The following is a 15448-nucleotide window of genomic DNA, read 5'->3' as shown; positions in this document are numbered from 1 at the left end:
CCGTGTGACCCGATGGGTACTTCCCTGCCAGAGCGGCGCTTGATAGCCACTTCAGGCGGAACTATGTCGATGATCTCTTGACGTTTTGACGTCAATATTCCGTCTATAACTTTCTGGAATTGACTGACTGCCAAACTATTGACCTTATACAGGCCATCCTAAACAATCGGCAATGTAATGTCACATTGATATTTTTACCTTAGCCAAGCGTTTCCGAAGGACAAATGCCTTACATCATCTAAAGCGTGTTAATCCGTCAGCCACGGCACTTTTTTCATACACGTTGGCAGCCGTAAATCATGCCGTCCTCGGTGGGCAATGTCAGCGTTACCGGCGTCAAAATTCAGGTCACGGCCAATTGCCGGACTCTGATTGTCGAATAAGCACAAACCTTGCCGGAATGCGGCCAGGCAGAAGTCGATAACCAGCAAAGCCGGGGGTGCGTGCTCGCTTGAGGCACACCAGGTTTTCAAATCTGCGCCAGCCACGAGCAGCGATTTGTCACAAATCAAAGAGATGACAGACGAGTGCGCGAATACTGGCCTCCCAACCACCGGGAATCGCTTACGATTATTGAATGCAAGAAGGCAGAGGATCTGTTTTCTATAGATGAATTTTGACTAACAAGCCACAGATTTGCGCCAACAAACCAGCGCCTGTTTACTGACAATAACTAAGCTGAAACCCTAAGCCCTTGCATCCCGTCGCTGGGTCGCAGGCTATGCTGCAGTTGACGTCAAGCCGGATGATGGCTGGCTCAAAAATGAAACAATCATTGCGCCACTGCGTATGGTGCATATGAAGCACGTAGAATTGTTTACTCAACACCGATTCAAGGCGACCATTGGCAAGTTGCTTAAGCATCGGGGCGTGAGTCCCCTTATCAGCACAGCTTTACAGCACCAAAGAGAGCCAGGGTGAGCCGGCCTGACCTTAACGACGGCACACCCCCTACCCACCACAAGGATGAAGAGAGCGCCGCGTGGAATCCGAAGTCAGTCGAGTCCAACTCAGCCACGATCCACGCAGTCAGCATGACGATCCCCTGCTGGATAGTCTGTTGAGCCTGTGTGTCCTGCATCAGAAGCCCGCCAGCCGGGTCATGCTGACAACAGGCCTACCGTTACCCGCCCAGCGCCTGAGCCCTGAACTGCTGCCTCGCGCCGCGGCCCGGGCCGGCCTGCAGGGGCGCGTTCTTCAGCGAAAGCTGGAGCAGATCCCGAGTATCGCCATGCCGGCCATGCTTTTGCTGAAGGAGGGCCGCAGCGCCGTCCTGCTCGGCTGGGAGAACGAAGACACCGCGCGCCTGCTACTCAGCGAAAGCGACGGTGGCGAGGTGCACGTCAGCCGCGAAGCACTGCTAAGCGACTACAGCGGCCGAGTATTCTTCGCGCAGCCTCAGCACAAGTTCGATGTCAACCACGGCAACCTCATCCCACGCGCGAAGTCGTGGTTCCGCGACACCCTGCTGCGCAGCAAGTGGTTGTATATCGACGCCATCGCCGCGAGCTTGGTGATCAACCTGATCGCCCTGGCCGCGCCACTGTTCGTGATGAACGTGTATGACCGGGTGGTGCCAAACCAGGCCACCTCGACGCTTTGGGTACTGGCCATCGGTATCGCCGGCGCGTACATCTTCGACCTGATCCTGAAAGGCCTGCGTGGCCTGTGCCTGGACCTGGCCGGCAAGAAGACCGATCTGATCATCTCGGCAACGCTGTTTGAACGTATCGTCGGCATGTCGATGAAGTACCGGCCGGCGCGGGTCGGCAGCTTTGCCCAGAACATTCACGAGTTCCAGGGCCTGCGCGACTTCCTCGCCTCGCTGACCCTGACCAGCCTGATCGACCTGCCCTTCACCATCCTGATTTTGATCGTCATCGCCATCATTGGCGGGCACCTGGTGTGGATTCCGATCATCGCCTTCCCGCTGGCTCTGGGTATCGGCTACGCCCTGCAGCGGCCACTGATGGCGACCATGGAGCGGACCATGGCGTTGGCATCAGAGCGCCAGTCCAGCCTGATCGAAACCCTGGCAGGTCTGGATGCGGTAAAGGTCAACAACGCCGAAAGCGAACGCCAGTACATGTGGGAGCAAACCCTCGGCACCCTGAGCCGCCTGGAACTGCGCGTGAAAGTGCTGTCGAGCCTGGCGATGAACATCACCCTGCTGATCCAGCAACTGGCAGGCGTGGCAATGATCTGCGTCGGCGTGTACCTGATCATAGATGGCAACCTGAGCATGGGCGGCCTGGTGGCTTGCTACATGCTCAGCGGCCGCGCCCTCGGCCCTTTGGGCCAGCTCAACGGCCTGCTCGCCCGCTACCAGCAAGCCAAGGTAACCATGGTCTCCACCGACCACATGATGGATCTGCCGCAAGAGCGCAACTTCGAAGAACGCCCGCTGAGCCGCAAGGTGCTGCAGGGCAGCGTGGAGTTCCGCGGGGTCGACTTCACTTATCCGAACCAGCAGAACCTGGCCCTGAAGAATATCAACCTGACCATCCGCCCTGGCGAGAAAGTCGGCATCATCGGTCGCAGCGGCTCGGGCAAGAGCTCGCTGGCCAAGCTCATCGTCGGCCTGTACGAGGCCGACGGTGGCTCGCTGCTGGTCGATGGCGTCGACATTCGCCAGATCGATGTCAGCGAACTGCGCCACAATATCGGCTACGTCCCACAGGACATTCAGCTGCTCGCCGGCACCTTGCGTGACAACCTGGTCAGCGGCGCCCGTTACATCGAGGACGAACTGATCCTGCAGGCCGCTGAACTGGCGGGTGTACATGAATTCGCCCGGCTGCACCCCGACGGCTACGAGCTGCAAGTGGGTGAACGCGGTCAGAACCTGTCCGGCGGACAGCGGCAGAACGTCGCCTTGGGCCGTGCGCTGCTGCTCAACCCGCAGATCCTGCTGCTGGACGAGCCGACCAGCGCCATGGACAACACCGGTGAAGAACGCCTCAAGCAGCGCCTGCAAGCGGTGGTAGAGGGCAAGACGGTACTGCTGGTCACGCACCGTGCCTCGTTACTGTCGCTGGTAGACCGGCTGATCGTGATCGATCGCGGGCAGATTGTCGCCGACGGCCCGAAAGCCGCGGTCATGGATGCACTGAAGAAGGGGCAGATCAGTGTTGCATAAGCTGGATATTGGGCAGTTCAAGGACGGCCTGCGGCGCTATTTCAAAGGCAGCGACTCGCTTGGCGGCCAGCCGCTGCCCGAGGTAAACAAAGCCCTGATCGAAGATGCGCCGCGGGTGGTTCGACTGACCATCTGGGGCGTGATCCTGTTCTTCGTGTTCTTGATCGTATGGGCGAGCGTTGCGCCCATCGACGAAGTTACCCGGGGTGAAGGCAAGGCCATTCCGTCTTCCAAGGTGCAGAAGATCCAGAACCTGGAGGGCGGAATCGTTGCCGAAATCTTCGCCAAGGAGGGGCAGATCGTCGAAGTGGGCCAGCCATTACTGCGCCTGGATGAAACCCGCTTCGCCTCCAACGTAGGTGAAACCGAGGCTGACCGCCTGGCCATGGCCCTGCGGGTCGAACGCTTGAGTGCCGAGGTCCAGGACATCCCGCTGGTAATCGACGAGAAGCTGCGTAAAGCCGCGCCAAACCAGGCGGCCAATGAAGAGTCGCTGTACCAGAGCCGGCGCCAGCAACTGCAGGACGAAATTGGCGGCCTGCAAGAGCAGTTGGTCCAACGCCAGCAGGAACTGCGCGAATACAGTTCCAAGCGCACCCAGTACGCCAACAGCCTTGCGCTGCTGCGCAAGGAAATCAGTATGTCCGAACCGCTAGTGGCAACCGGCGCGATTTCCCAGGTTGAAGTGCTGCGCCTGCGCCGTGCTGAAGTGGAAAACCGCGGTCAGCTGGATTCCACTGCGCTGGCGATCCCACGCGCAGAGGCGGCCATCCGCGAGGTGCAAAGCAAGATCGAAGAGACTCGTGGCAAGTTTCGAAGTGAAGCGCTGACCCAACTGAACGAGGCACGCACCGAACTGAACAAGGCTACTGCCACCAGCAAAGCGCTGGACGACCGGGTGCACCGCACACTGGTCACTTCGCCCGTGCGAGGTATCGTCAAGCAACTGCTTGTGAACACCATTGGCGGGGTAATCCAGCCAGGCAGCGATATCATCGAAGTCGTGCCACTGGACGACACGCTGGTCATCGAGGCTAAGATCCTGCCCAAAGACATCGCCTTCCTGCACCCTGGCCAGGAAGCGACGGTCAAGTTCACCGCGTATGACTACACCATCTACGGTGGGCTCAAGGCCAAGCTGGAGCAGATTGGCGCCGACACCATTACCGATGAAGACAAGAAGACTACGTATTACCTGATCAAGCTGCGCACTGATCGCAGCCACCTGGGGACTGACGAGAAGCCACTGCTGATCATCCCGGGGATGGTGGCGACGGTGGATATCATGACAGGCAAGAAGACCATCATGAGCTACCTGCTCAAGCCGATCATGAAAGCGCGCTCGGAAGCGCTGCGCGAGCGGTGATAGCCGGCCTGCTGGTTTCGCCATTGCTGCAGGAGCGGCCTTGTATCGCGACGGGGCTGCACAAGCGGCCCCGTGTATCGCTACGTGAATCCTGGGGCCGTTCCGCGGCCCTTTTCCGGCTCTAAGTCGCTTCTACGGCGGGGCACGAAAAGACGTTCAGCGCCAGGGCGCAGGCTCACCCACCAGTTGCCCCTGAATCCCGCCCACTCCCATCTCCTGCAACACCAACCGCTCCCCTTCCGTCTCGACTCGCTCGGCAATCAGCGGAAGGTCGATGCTGTGCGCCGCTCGCTGTATCGCTTCGATGAACAGCCGCTTGTGCTGCTCATGATCGATGTTGCGGATGTAACTGCCGTCAATCTTCAGGTACGCCAAGCCTAGGTGCGCCAGATTACCTATCATGCTGAAGCGCCCGCCAAAGCGTTGCAACGCCAGGCCGAAGCCAAGCCCATGCAGGCGCCGGGTGAGTTGCTCCAATGCTGCCTGCTCAGGCAACTGCTCCTCGCCAATTTCAAATACCAGCCGCGGGCCAAGCGCCGCGTTCTGGCCCAGCAGCTCGAAAACGCGCTGAAGAGCCTTGGGGTCGGCCAGGGTGGCGGCGGACAGGTTCAACGCCACCACCTGATCATGCCCTCGCAGGTGCGCCAACACTTTCTCCAGCACCAGCACATCCAGCCGCGGCATCCAGCCGAAGCGCTCCAGCCAAGGCAGGAAGCGGCCCGCCGGCAAGGCTTCACCCTGGCCATCCTGCAAACGCGAAATGACTTTGTGATGCAGTATCTGTTGCGAGGAAGCGCAATCCATCACGGGCTGGAAGAACAGTTCGAAATGCCCATTGATAAACGCCTGATCGAGCCGCTCGTGCCAGGCATGCTGGCTGTCCGCAGCAACCGCGGCAACACCTTGCTCAAGGCATACCCAACCTGGCGTTGGCTGGTTCTCAGCGCGGGCCAGAGCCTCGTCGGCGAGCTTCAGCAACGCCTGCGGTGAATCACCAGGGCTGAATGGCGCCAGGCCTATACATGCCACCGGGTCGATATCACTGGCACCTGTTTCGTGCAGGCTCTGCAACGTTGCCTCCAGAGCCTGGGCAAGCTGTACTGCCTCCTCATGCACCATGCCCGGTGCCAGCACTGCAAACTCGCCGCCGCGGCTGCGGGAAATGAGGTCTTTGGTTTCTGGGTAGCTGGCACAAGTACGGCGCAGCTGTTCACCTACCGCTTGCAACAACTGGTCAGTACGCTGGCCGCCAAGGCGGGCGTTAAGGCCGGCCAGGCCCTGAACCCGCAACAAAAGCAGGTAGCCGGCGCGCGCGTCTTCCAGGTTGCTTACCCGAGTGTTCAGCTGCATTTCGAAATAGCGGCGGTTCGACAACCCGGTCAGGCTGTCCTGATAGGACTCCGCCCGCAGCCGTTCACTGCGCTCGGCCTGCTCGGTGAACAGGGCTTTGAGCTTCTCGACCATCTGGTTCATCGCTTGCACCACGCGGCGTAGCTCCGGCGTGCGTGGCAACTCTGGGAGGCTGAGGAATTCGCGGCGGGCAATGGCGTGGGATTGCTCGACCATGTAGTCCAGTGGCTTCAACTGACGGCGCAATAACAAGGCACCGAGCACGGCACTGGCCGCACCGCACAACAGCAACCAACCGAGGCTGCCCAAGGCACTTTGCCAAAGCTTGGCAATGGCGAACATCGGGTGGCTGATCACTTCAACGCGCGCGGCCTGTTGCCAGCCACGGCTGACGATTGCATCGCCGCCGGCGGCCTCTAGGCCGATCAGGTGCACGAACCAAAGCGGGACACCGCCAGGGTCTGGCTCGGCGTGACGCTCCACCAGCACGGCATTGGAGGCCAGGTCGACAACCTTGATGCTTGCATAGTAACCACTGTCGAAGATCGAGCTGACCATCAACTCGACCATCGCTGGGTCGTCGATATTCGGCGTCAGCGAAAGCGCCAGCGCAGTGGCCGCATCCTGAGCGTGCGAGCGCAACTGGTTGACGTACTGGCTGCGCGAGCTTTCCAGGCTGACCATGAAACTGCCACTGAAGGCGACTACCAGGAACAGGCAAATGGCCAACAGCAATTGTTTGAACAGTGACATCTGTGCTCCTTCAGTAAACCGGCTCGGCCGGGAACCCTTCGGCCTGCATTTTCTTCAACAAATCCTGCCAGCGTGACAGCCGCTTGGTATCACCAACCTTCTTGTTCCCTGCTGCGCCCGTCAGCCATAACCCCTCACCATTGAAGGCGTACACCGGTAGCAGGTCAGTACGCTGGCTTGCCGGCTTGATGGCATCCATCAGGCTGTCAAGCACCAAAGGCTGGGCCTGTGGGCTTGAATAATAGGTCAGGACCATGTGTGCCCGGTTCTGCCGCAGCGCCTTGACGTAGGTGATGCGCAGTTTTTCGCTGGGGATTCCCATGCGCCGAAGGCTGAAATATTTCGCAATAGCGTAATCCTCGCAGTCCCCTGCACCTTTGATCAGTGCCTGCACAGGTGTGGCCCAGTAGTCGACCTCATGCCACAGATCGATATCCTCGACATAACGCAATTGCTGGTTGAAGAAGCGGTTGATCACTTGCAACCGTTCAAGCTCAGTACCCTGCTTCTGCGTGGCCATCAGGTTCTGCCAGGCATCGATGCGGCCTTGTCCGGCACCCAGTGGGCCGTACAGGGCCTGCGACTTGCGGCTGATCTGGGAGAAATCCCAATCCGCGTGCAAGCCGCCCAGCAGAAGACTGCCCAGCAGCGCGGCAAAGCCGACATGTCGCACAACGGTTTTGAGCAAGCAGGATATCGCCACTGCGAAGCCCTGTTCAGACCAGTCGAAAGCAGCGATGGTGGGGCCTGCCACAGCAAAAGACAATGGCAACCTGCAATCACGCACCCGGCTGTCAGCCCACCTATACTTTCTACTTACATCTTTCTATAGGCAGCTTTCTTTGACGTGCGACTTCCTCCACCATAGCCGCGCTTTTGGGGCGCCCGTACCAGTGTGGGTGCAGGTTTGACACCCTCACAAGCTGTTACTAGCGTTATTGGATCCAATATAGTCATCGTTGAGGCAGGCGTAGCGTGGCCAAGAAAATCAAATTGAGTGATGTGCTGGCCAGCGAGCAGTTGTTGCCGCATCAGGCCCGTGGCGCGATTGAAGAACGCCTGCGCAGCGCCATTCTCGATGGTCGCTTGCCCCCTGGTACCGCGATTCGCCAACAAGAGCTCGCCACGTTGTACGGCGTCAGCCGCATGCCTGTGCGCGAAGCCCTGCGCCAGCTCGAAGCGCAATCCCTGTTGAATGTAGAGATGCACAAGGGCGCCGTAGTTGCGCCGCTGATCGGCGAGGACGCGGTTGACACCTATGCCCTTCGCGTATTGCTCGAGAGCGAGGCGCTACGCCAGTCTATCCCGCTGCTTGATGCCAGCGACATCGCCAGCGCCCGCGGGTTTATCCAGCAACTGGAGAACGAGACCAGCCACGCCGAAATTGGCCGCCTCAACCGCCTGTTCCACATGGCGCTGTACAGCAAGGCGCCGAACAAGAAACTACTGCGCCTTATCGAGAACGAACTGAACGAGGAAGAACGCTTCCTGCGTTTCCATCTTTCGTCCATGGGCCTGGGCAAACTGACTCAGGACGATCACAACGCACTGGTAGATGCGGCCAGCGACAAGCTGGTGGACGACGCTGTGGCGGTGCTGGAACAGCACCTCAATGGCGGGGCACGGGTGATCCGCAATTACCTGGATACGCACGTGGGGCGTTAGCCTGATACCGGCCTTACGCGCGAATTGATGGATTGCAAATTAGTACTGCCTGCAAAAAATGAGACTACATATCATTCATGCGCACGGATGCCTGCACCCTCCCCATGCCCAGCAACGAGTCCGTGCAAACGCTCTGAAGTGACCACCATGGCTGGTTGCATACTTGGCTCTGCAACACAGCCGAAACGGCAGATTTGGCCCAGTACACCTCCGTGAGCTTGCTAAAACGCTTGAACAATTGCAGCTGAATGCACCCACTGCCTTTTTACGCGCTGTAGCGCGAGGACTGGCTATACCCTGTCGCGTGAGCCTCAGCTGGCCGACGGCAGCAGGTATTCCAAGTTATTGCCGAGCCTGGTGCTGGGCGACAAGGGTAATTCGCCTACTCAGGCGCCGAAACAGATGCTCACGCTCTGAACCGACTGCCGCTAGGGGCCCTGGATGGTCTGCGGCTGGGCGGGGGGGCGAGAAGTGGGGGACAGCATGAAGGTGCCTTCCTACGCCCTATTGGACGCCTCGATCGGCTATGACCTGGGCCTGGTCGTCCTGCTAGGTGTGGATGTGCGCTTGAACGCCAACAACCTTACCAATGAACGCTACATTACCTCATGTGTCAGCCTGAACTACTGCTACATGGGTAAAGAGTGCAATGTGAGCGCCACGGCCAGTTATCAGTTCTAACCGATATTGAAACCCATAAAAGACAAAGCCCCTGTCTGCATCGCAGACAGGGGCTTTGGGTTTGAATCTTGACGATGACCTACTCTCACATGGGGAAACCCCACACTACCATCGGCGATGCATCGTTTCACTGCTGAGTTCGGGATGGGATCAGGTGGTTCCAATGCTCTATGGTCGTCAAGAAATTCTGTGTGCTGGCTCGTCCTTCGGGCGCGCCTGCGAATATCTGTAGTTCCTACTTAAAGACAAAACCCCTACCTGCATGTGCAGATAGGGGTTTTGCGAAATGAATCTTGACGATGACCTACTCTCACATGGGGAAACCCCACACTACCATCGGCGATGCATCGTTTCACTACTGAGTTCGGGATGGGATCAGGTGGTTCCAATGCTCTATGGTCGTCAAGAAATTCTGTAGCCAGAATGTCCAGATGGACAGCCCAGCGAATCCGGATATGCGATATTTGTGGTCTTACGAATTTTCGGGTCTTTCGTCTTCACCACCACAATCTGCGTAGCAGATTGCTTGGGTGTTATATGGTCAAGCCTCACGGGCAATTAGTATTGGTTAGCTCAACGCCTCACAGCGCTTACACACCCAACCTATCAACGTCGTAGTCTTCGACGGCCCTTTAGGGGATTCAAGATCCCAGTGAGATCTCATCTTGAGGCAAGTTTCCCGCTTAGATGCTTTCAGCGGTTATCTCTTCCGAACATAGCTACCCGGCAATGCCACTGGCGTGACAACCGGAACACCAGAGGTTCGTCCACTCCGGTCCTCTCGTACTAGGAGCAGCCCCTCTCAAATCTCAAACGTCCACGGCAGATAGGGACCGAACTGTCTCACGACGTTCTAAACCCAGCTCGCGTACCACTTTAAATGGCGAACAGCCATACCCTTGGGACCGGCTTCAGCCCCAGGATGTGATGAGCCGACATCGAGGTGCCAAACACCGCCGTCGATATGAACTCTTGGGCGGTATCAGCCTGTTATCCCCGGAGTACCTTTTATCCGTTGAGCGATGGCCCTTCCATACAGAACCACCGGATCACTAAGACCTACTTTCGTACCTGCTCGACGTGTTTGTCTCGCAGTCAAGCGCGCTTTTGCCTTTATACTCTACGACCGATTTCCGACCGGTCTGAGCGCACCTTCGTACTCCTCCGTTACTCTTTGGGAGGAGACCGCCCCAGTCAAACTACCCACCATACACTGTCCTCGATCCGGATAACGGACCTGAGTTAGAACCTCAAAGTTGCCAGGGTGGTATTTCAAGGATGGCTCCATGAGAACTGGCGTCCCCACTTCAAAGCCTCCCACCTATCCTACACAAGCAAATTCAAAGTCCAGTGCAAAGCTATAGTAAAGGTTCACGGGGTCTTTCCGTCTAGCCGCGGATACACTGCATCTTCACAGCGATTTCAATTTCACTGAGTCTCGGGTGGAGACAGCGCCGCCATCGTTACGCCATTCGTGCAGGTCGGAACTTACCCGACAAGGAATTTCGCTACCTTAGGACCGTTATAGTTACGGCCGCCGTTTACCGGGGCTTCGATCAAGAGCTTCGCTTGCGCTAACCCCATCAATTAACCTTCCGGCACCGGGCAGGCGTCACACCCTATACGTCCACTTTCGTGTTTGCAGAGTGCTGTGTTTTTAATAAACAGTCGCAGCGGCCTGGTATCTTCGACCGGCATGAGCTTACGGAGCAAGTCCTTCACCCTCGCCGGCGCACCTTCTCCCGAAGTTACGGTGCCATTTTGCCTAGTTCCTTCACCCGAGTTCTCTCAAGCGCCTTGGTATTCTCTACCTAACCACCTGTGTCGGTTTGGGGTACGGTTCCCAGTTATCTGAAGCTTAGGAGCTTTTCTTGGAAGCATGGTATCAACCACTTCGTCGCCTAAAGGCAACTCGTCATCAGCTCTCGGCCTTGAAATCCCGGATTTGCCTAAGATTTCAGCCTACCACCTTAAACCTGGACAACCAACGCCAGGCTGGCCTAACCTTCTCCGTCCCTCCATCGCAATAACTGGAAGTACAGGAATATTAACCTGTTTTCCATCGACTACGCTTTTCAGCCTCGCCTTAGGGACCGACTAACCCTGCGTCGATTAACGTTGCGCAGGAAACCTTGGTCTTTCGGCGTGCGAGTTTTTCACTCGCATTGTCGTTACTCATGTCAGCATTCGCACTTCTGATACCTCCAGCAAGCTTCTCAACTCACCTTCACAGGCTTACAGAACGCTCCTCTACCGCATCATCATAAGATGATACCCGTAGCTTCGGTGCATGGTTTGAGCCCCGTTACATCTTCCGCGCAGGCCGACTCGACTAGTGAGCTATTACGCTTTCTTTAAAGGGTGGCTGCTTCTAAGCCAACCTCCTAGCTGTCTAAGCCTTCCCACATCGTTTCCCACTTAACCATGACTTTGGGACCTTAGCTGACGGTCTGGGTTGTTTCCCTTTTCACGACGGACGTTAGCACCCGCCGTGTGTCTCCCATGCTCGGCACTTGTAGGTATTCGGAGTTTGCATCGGTTTGGTAAGTCGGGATGACCCCCTAGCCGAAACAGTGCTCTACCCCCTACAGTGATACATGAGGCGCTACCTAAATAGCTTTCGAGGAGAACCAGCTATCTCCGAGCTTGATTAGCCTTTCACTCCGATCCACAGGTCATCCGCTAACTTTTCAACGGTAGTCGGTTCGGTCCTCCAGTCAGTGTTACCTAACCTTCAACCTGCCCATGGATAGATCGCCCGGTTTCGGGTCTATACCCAGCGACTAAACGCCCTATTAAGACTCGCTTTCGCTACGCCTCCCCTATTCGGTTAAGCTCGCCACTGAATATAAGTCGCTGACCCATTATACAAAAGGTACGCAGTCACCTAACAAAGTAGGCTCCCACTGCTTGTACGCATACGGTTTCAGGTTCTATTTCACTCCCCTCTCCGGGGTTCTTTTCGCCTTTCCCTCACGGTACTGGTTCACTATCGGTCAGTCAGTAGTATTTAGCCTTGGAGGATGGTCCCCCCATATTCAGACAAAGTTTCTCGTGCTCCGTCCTACTCGATTTCATTGATAAGAGATTTTCGTGTACGGGGCTATCACCCACTATGGCCGCACTTTCCAGAGCGTTCCACTAATCTCAAATCAACTTAAGGGCTGGTCCCCGTTCGCTCGCCACTACTAAGGGAATCTCGGTTGATTTCTTTTCCTCAGGGTACTTAGATGTTTCAGTTCCCCTGGTTCGCCTCTTGCACCTATGTATTCAGTACAAGATACTCAGCTTATGCTGAGTGGGTTCCCCCATTCAGAGATCTCTGGATCACAGTCTGTTTGCCGACTCCCCAAAGCTTATCGCAGGCTACCACGTCTTTCATCGCCTCTGACTGCCAAGGCATCCACCGTATGCGCTTCTTCACTTGACCATATAACCCCAAGCAATCTGGTTATACTGTGAAGACGACATTCGCCGAAAATTCGTACGTTGCTCTTTCGAGCAGAACTCACAAATTTTACCTTAGCCTGATCCACCAGCAGTGAAACTGGTGTTCAGTCTATATCTATCACATATCCGAATTTTTAAAGAACGATCTGACAAAAGTCAGAAATCAACATTCGATACAAATGCTCATTTCTGAGTTTGATCAAGGTACAGCAAGTGGTGGAGCCAAGCGGGATCGAACCGCTGACCTCCTGCGTGCAAGGCAGGCGCTCTCCCAGCTGAGCTATGGCCCCGCATATTGGTAGGTCTGGGCAGATTTGAACTGCCGACCTCACCCTTATCAGGGGTGCGCTCTAACCAACTGAGCTACAGACCTATATAGGGTCTTGATCGTCTTCGACAATGAATCAAGCAATTCGTGTGGGAGCTCATCAGCAGGCTGATGTCGTCGATTAAGGAGGTGATCCAGCCGCAGGTTCCCCTACGGCTACCTTGTTACGACTTCACCCCAGTCATGAATCACACCGTGGTAACCGTCCTCCCGAAGGTTAGACTAGCTACTTCTGGTGCAACCCACTCCCATGGTGTGACGGGCGGTGTGTACAAGGCCCGGGAACGTATTCACCGCGACATTCTGATTCGCGATTACTAGCGATTCCGACTTCACGCAGTCGAGTTGCAGACTGCGATCCGGACTACGATCGGTTTTGTGAGATTAGCTCCACCTCGCGGCTTGGCAACCCTCTGTACCGACCATTGTAGCACGTGTGTAGCCCAGGCCGTAAGGGCCATGATGACTTGACGTCATCCCCACCTTCCTCCGGTTTGTCACCGGCAGTCTCCTTAGAGTGCCCACCATTACGTGCTGGTAACTAAGGACAAGGGTTGCGCTCGTTACGGGACTTAACCCAACATCTCACGACACGAGCTGACGACAGCCATGCAGCACCTGTGTCAGAGTTCCCGAAGGCACCAATCCATCTCTGGAAAGTTCTCTGCATGTCAAGGCCTGGTAAGGTTCTTCGCGTTGCTTCGAATTAAACCACATGCTCCACCGCTTGTGCGGGCCCCCGTCAATTCATTTGAGTTTTAACCTTGCGGCCGTACTCCCCAGGCGGTCAACTTAATGCGTTAGCTGCGCCACTAAAATCTCAAGGATTCCAACGGCTAGTTGACATCGTTTACGGCGTGGACTACCAGGGTATCTAATCCTGTTTGCTCCCCACGCTTTCGCACCTCAGTGTCAGTATCAGTCCAGGTGGTCGCCTTCGCCACTGGTGTTCCTTCCTATATCTACGCATTTCACCGCTACACAGGAAATTCCACCACCCTCTACCGTACTCTAGCTTGCCAGTTTTGGATGCAGTTCCCAGGTTGAGCCCGGGGCTTTCACATCCAACTTAACAAACCACCTACGCGCGCTTTACGCCCAGTAATTCCGATTAACGCTTGCACCCTCTGTATTACCGCGGCTGCTGGCACAGAGTTAGCCGGTGCTTATTCTGTCGGTAACGTCAAAACAGCAAGGTATTAACTTACTGCCCTTCCTCCCAACTTAAAGTGCTTTACAATCCGAAGACCTTCTTCACACACGCGGCATGGCTGGATCAGGCTTTCGCCCATTGTCCAATATTCCCCACTGCTGCCTCCCGTAGGAGTCTGGACCGTGTCTCAGTTCCAGTGTGACTGATCATCCTCTCAGACCAGTTACGGATCGTCGCCTTGGTGAGCCATTACCCCACCAACTAGCTAATCCGACCTAGGCTCATCTGATAGCGCAAGGCCCGAAGGTCCCCTGCTTTCTCCCGTAGGACGTATGCGGTATTAGCGTTCCTTTCGAAACGTTGTCCCCCACTACCAGGCAGATTCCTAGGCATTACTCACCCGTCCGCCGCTGAATCAAGGAGCAAGCTCCCGTCATCCGCTCGACTTGCATGTGTTAGGCCTGCCGCCAGCGTTCAATCTGAGCCATGATCAAACTCTTCAGTTCAATACTGCTTGGGTTTTTAAGAAACCCTAAACTTGGCTCAGCAATCTCAAATGACTATGTGATTTCTCGCATGGCCACTTGTGATGCTGATAATCTTTTTGACTATCAGTCCGTACTCACAAGCACCCACACGAATTGCTTGATTCGATTTGTTAAAGAGCGTTTGGTTAAGAGCTTTTCGTCTCAACCGAGGCGCGCATTCTACGCTTTCCTCAGAGCCTGTCAAGCGTTTATTTTGAAGTTTTTGCGAGAAACTCGTTTAGCTTCAAACACTTAACTCGCTTCGATCTCTCGTCGCGGGAGGTGAATAATACAGCATTCAAAAACACTGTCAACCACCTTTTAACTACAGCTGGCTAACCTTGCGGCCAACCAGGACGAAGCATGAGCTTCTACTTAAAGACAAAACCCCTACCTGCATGTGCAGATAGGGGTTTTGCGAAATGAATCTTGACGATGACCTACTCTCACATGGGGAAACCCCACACTACCATCGGCGATGCATCGTTTCACTACTGAGTTCGGGATGGGATCAGGTGGTTCCAATGCTCTATGGTCGTCAAGAAATTCTGTAGCCAGAATGTCCAGATGGACAGCCCAGCGAATCCGGATATGCGATATTTGTGGTCTTACGAATTTTCGGGTCTTTCGTCTTCACCACCACAATCTGCGTAGCAGATTGCTTGGGTGTTATATGGTCAAGCCTCACGGGCAATTAGTATTGGTTAGCTCAACGCCTCACAGCGCTTACACACCCAACCTATCAACGTCGTAGTCTTCGACGGCCCTTTAGGGGATTCAAGATCCCAGTGAGATCTCATCTTGAGGCAAGTTTCCCGCTTAGATGCTTTCAGCGGTTATCTCTTCCGAACATAGCTACCCGGCAATGCCACTGGCGTGACAACCGGAACACCAGAGGTTCGTCCACTCCGGTCCTCTCGTACTAGGAGCAGCCCCTCTCAAATCTCAAACGTCCACGGCAGATAGGGACCGAACTGTCTCACGACGTTCTAAACCCAGCTCGCGTACCACTTTAAATGGCGAACAGCCATACCCT

General features: G+C 55.9%; 5 protein-coding genes, 2 tRNA genes, 6 rRNA genes and 2 pseudogenes (1 of these 15 running past the window's edge). 5 read left to right on the top strand and 10 right to left on the bottom strand.

Annotated features, from left to right (window positions below):
- Window positions 1-982: 982 nt before the first annotated feature.
- Window positions 983-3139, top strand: a complete 2157-nt coding sequence (locus AC3B5Q_RS00660; protein ID WP_021785124.1) for a type I secretion system permease/ATPase — start codon at window positions 983-985, stop codon at window positions 3137-3139.
- Complete coding sequence (locus AC3B5Q_RS00655; RefSeq protein ID WP_021785125.1) at window positions 3129-4505, top strand: HlyD family type I secretion periplasmic adaptor subunit; 1377 nt, start codon at window positions 3129-3131, stop codon at window positions 4503-4505. The genes AC3B5Q_RS00660 and AC3B5Q_RS00655 overlap by 11 nt, the downstream gene beginning before the upstream one ends.
- 156 nt (window positions 4506-4661) lie before the next feature.
- Here the strand turns inward: AC3B5Q_RS00655 and lapD are convergent, their stop codons facing one another.
- Together lapD and lapG are read right to left on the bottom strand one after the other, a co-directional pair.
- Window positions 4662-6608, bottom strand: coding sequence for a cyclic di-GMP receptor LapD (lapD, locus tag AC3B5Q_RS00650; protein WP_275967408.1), 1947 nt, complete (start codon window positions 6606-6608; stop codon window positions 4662-4664).
- A 10-nt stretch (window positions 6609-6618) separates the two neighbouring features.
- A complete protein-coding gene (gene lapG / locus AC3B5Q_RS00645; RefSeq protein WP_172402884.1) occupies window positions 6619-7380 on the bottom strand; it encodes a cysteine protease LapG in 762 nt (253 codons plus the stop codon).
- A 203-nt stretch (window positions 7381-7583) separates the two neighbouring features.
- Here lapG and AC3B5Q_RS00640 point away from each other — a divergent pair, with 203 nt between their 5' ends.
- From AC3B5Q_RS00640 to AC3B5Q_RS00630, 3 genes and pseudogenes are all read left to right on the top strand, one after another.
- The gene (locus AC3B5Q_RS00640) at window positions 7584-8273 is read left to right on the top strand and encodes a GntR family transcriptional regulator (protein ID WP_021785128.1); all 690 of its coding nucleotides are present in this window, start codon (window positions 7584-7586) and stop codon (window positions 8271-8273) included.
- 155 nt (window positions 8274-8428) lie between these two features.
- Window positions 8429-8568, top strand: a pseudogene (locus tag AC3B5Q_RS00635) (sigma-70 family RNA polymerase sigma factor); the annotation flags it as partial.
- 38 nt (window positions 8569-8606) lie between these two features.
- Window positions 8607-8954 (top strand): annotated as a pseudogene (locus AC3B5Q_RS00630) (TonB-dependent receptor domain-containing protein); the annotation flags it as partial.
- Window positions 8955-9020: 66 nt separating this feature from the next.
- Here the strand turns inward: AC3B5Q_RS00630 and rrf (AC3B5Q_RS00625) are convergent.
- The 8 genes from rrf (AC3B5Q_RS00625) to AC3B5Q_RS00590 form a co-directional block, all read right to left on the bottom strand.
- Window positions 9021-9136: ribosomal RNA gene (gene rrf, locus AC3B5Q_RS00625) — 5S ribosomal RNA — on the bottom strand.
- A gap of 109 nt (window positions 9137-9245) precedes the next feature.
- A 5S ribosomal RNA gene (gene rrf, locus AC3B5Q_RS00620) occupies window positions 9246-9361 on the bottom strand.
- A gap of 130 nt (window positions 9362-9491) precedes the next feature.
- Window positions 9492-12384: ribosomal RNA gene (locus AC3B5Q_RS00615) — 23S ribosomal RNA — on the bottom strand.
- A gap of 234 nt (window positions 12385-12618) precedes the next feature.
- Window positions 12619-12694 (bottom strand) — tRNA-Ala (locus tag AC3B5Q_RS00610).
- Between the two features lie 6 nt (window positions 12695-12700).
- Window positions 12701-12777: transfer RNA gene (locus AC3B5Q_RS00605), tRNA-Ile, on the bottom strand.
- A gap of 77 nt (window positions 12778-12854) precedes the next feature.
- Window positions 12855-14391 (bottom strand): 16S ribosomal RNA (locus AC3B5Q_RS00600).
- A 448-nt stretch (window positions 14392-14839) separates the two neighbouring features.
- A 5S ribosomal RNA gene (rrf, locus tag AC3B5Q_RS00595) occupies window positions 14840-14955 on the bottom strand.
- Between the two features lie 130 nt (window positions 14956-15085).
- Window positions 15086-15448: ribosomal RNA gene (locus AC3B5Q_RS00590) — 23S ribosomal RNA — on the bottom strand (it continues 2530 nt past the right edge of the window).
- Together the 16S, 23S and 5S rRNA genes with 2 tRNA genes alongside form the textbook arrangement of a ribosomal RNA operon.

It is taken from the genome of Pseudomonas sp. D5(2026) (assembly GCF_057766845.1).
Note: the sequence above shows the minus strand (reverse complement) of the source record. Positions and strands in the feature narration are given on the sequence as shown.

Coding starts and splice junctions, on each gene's coding strand:
- lapD (WP_275967408.1), bottom strand. CDS start 6,608: ATGTCACTGTTCAAACAATTGCTGTTGGCCATTTGCCTGTTCCTGGTA.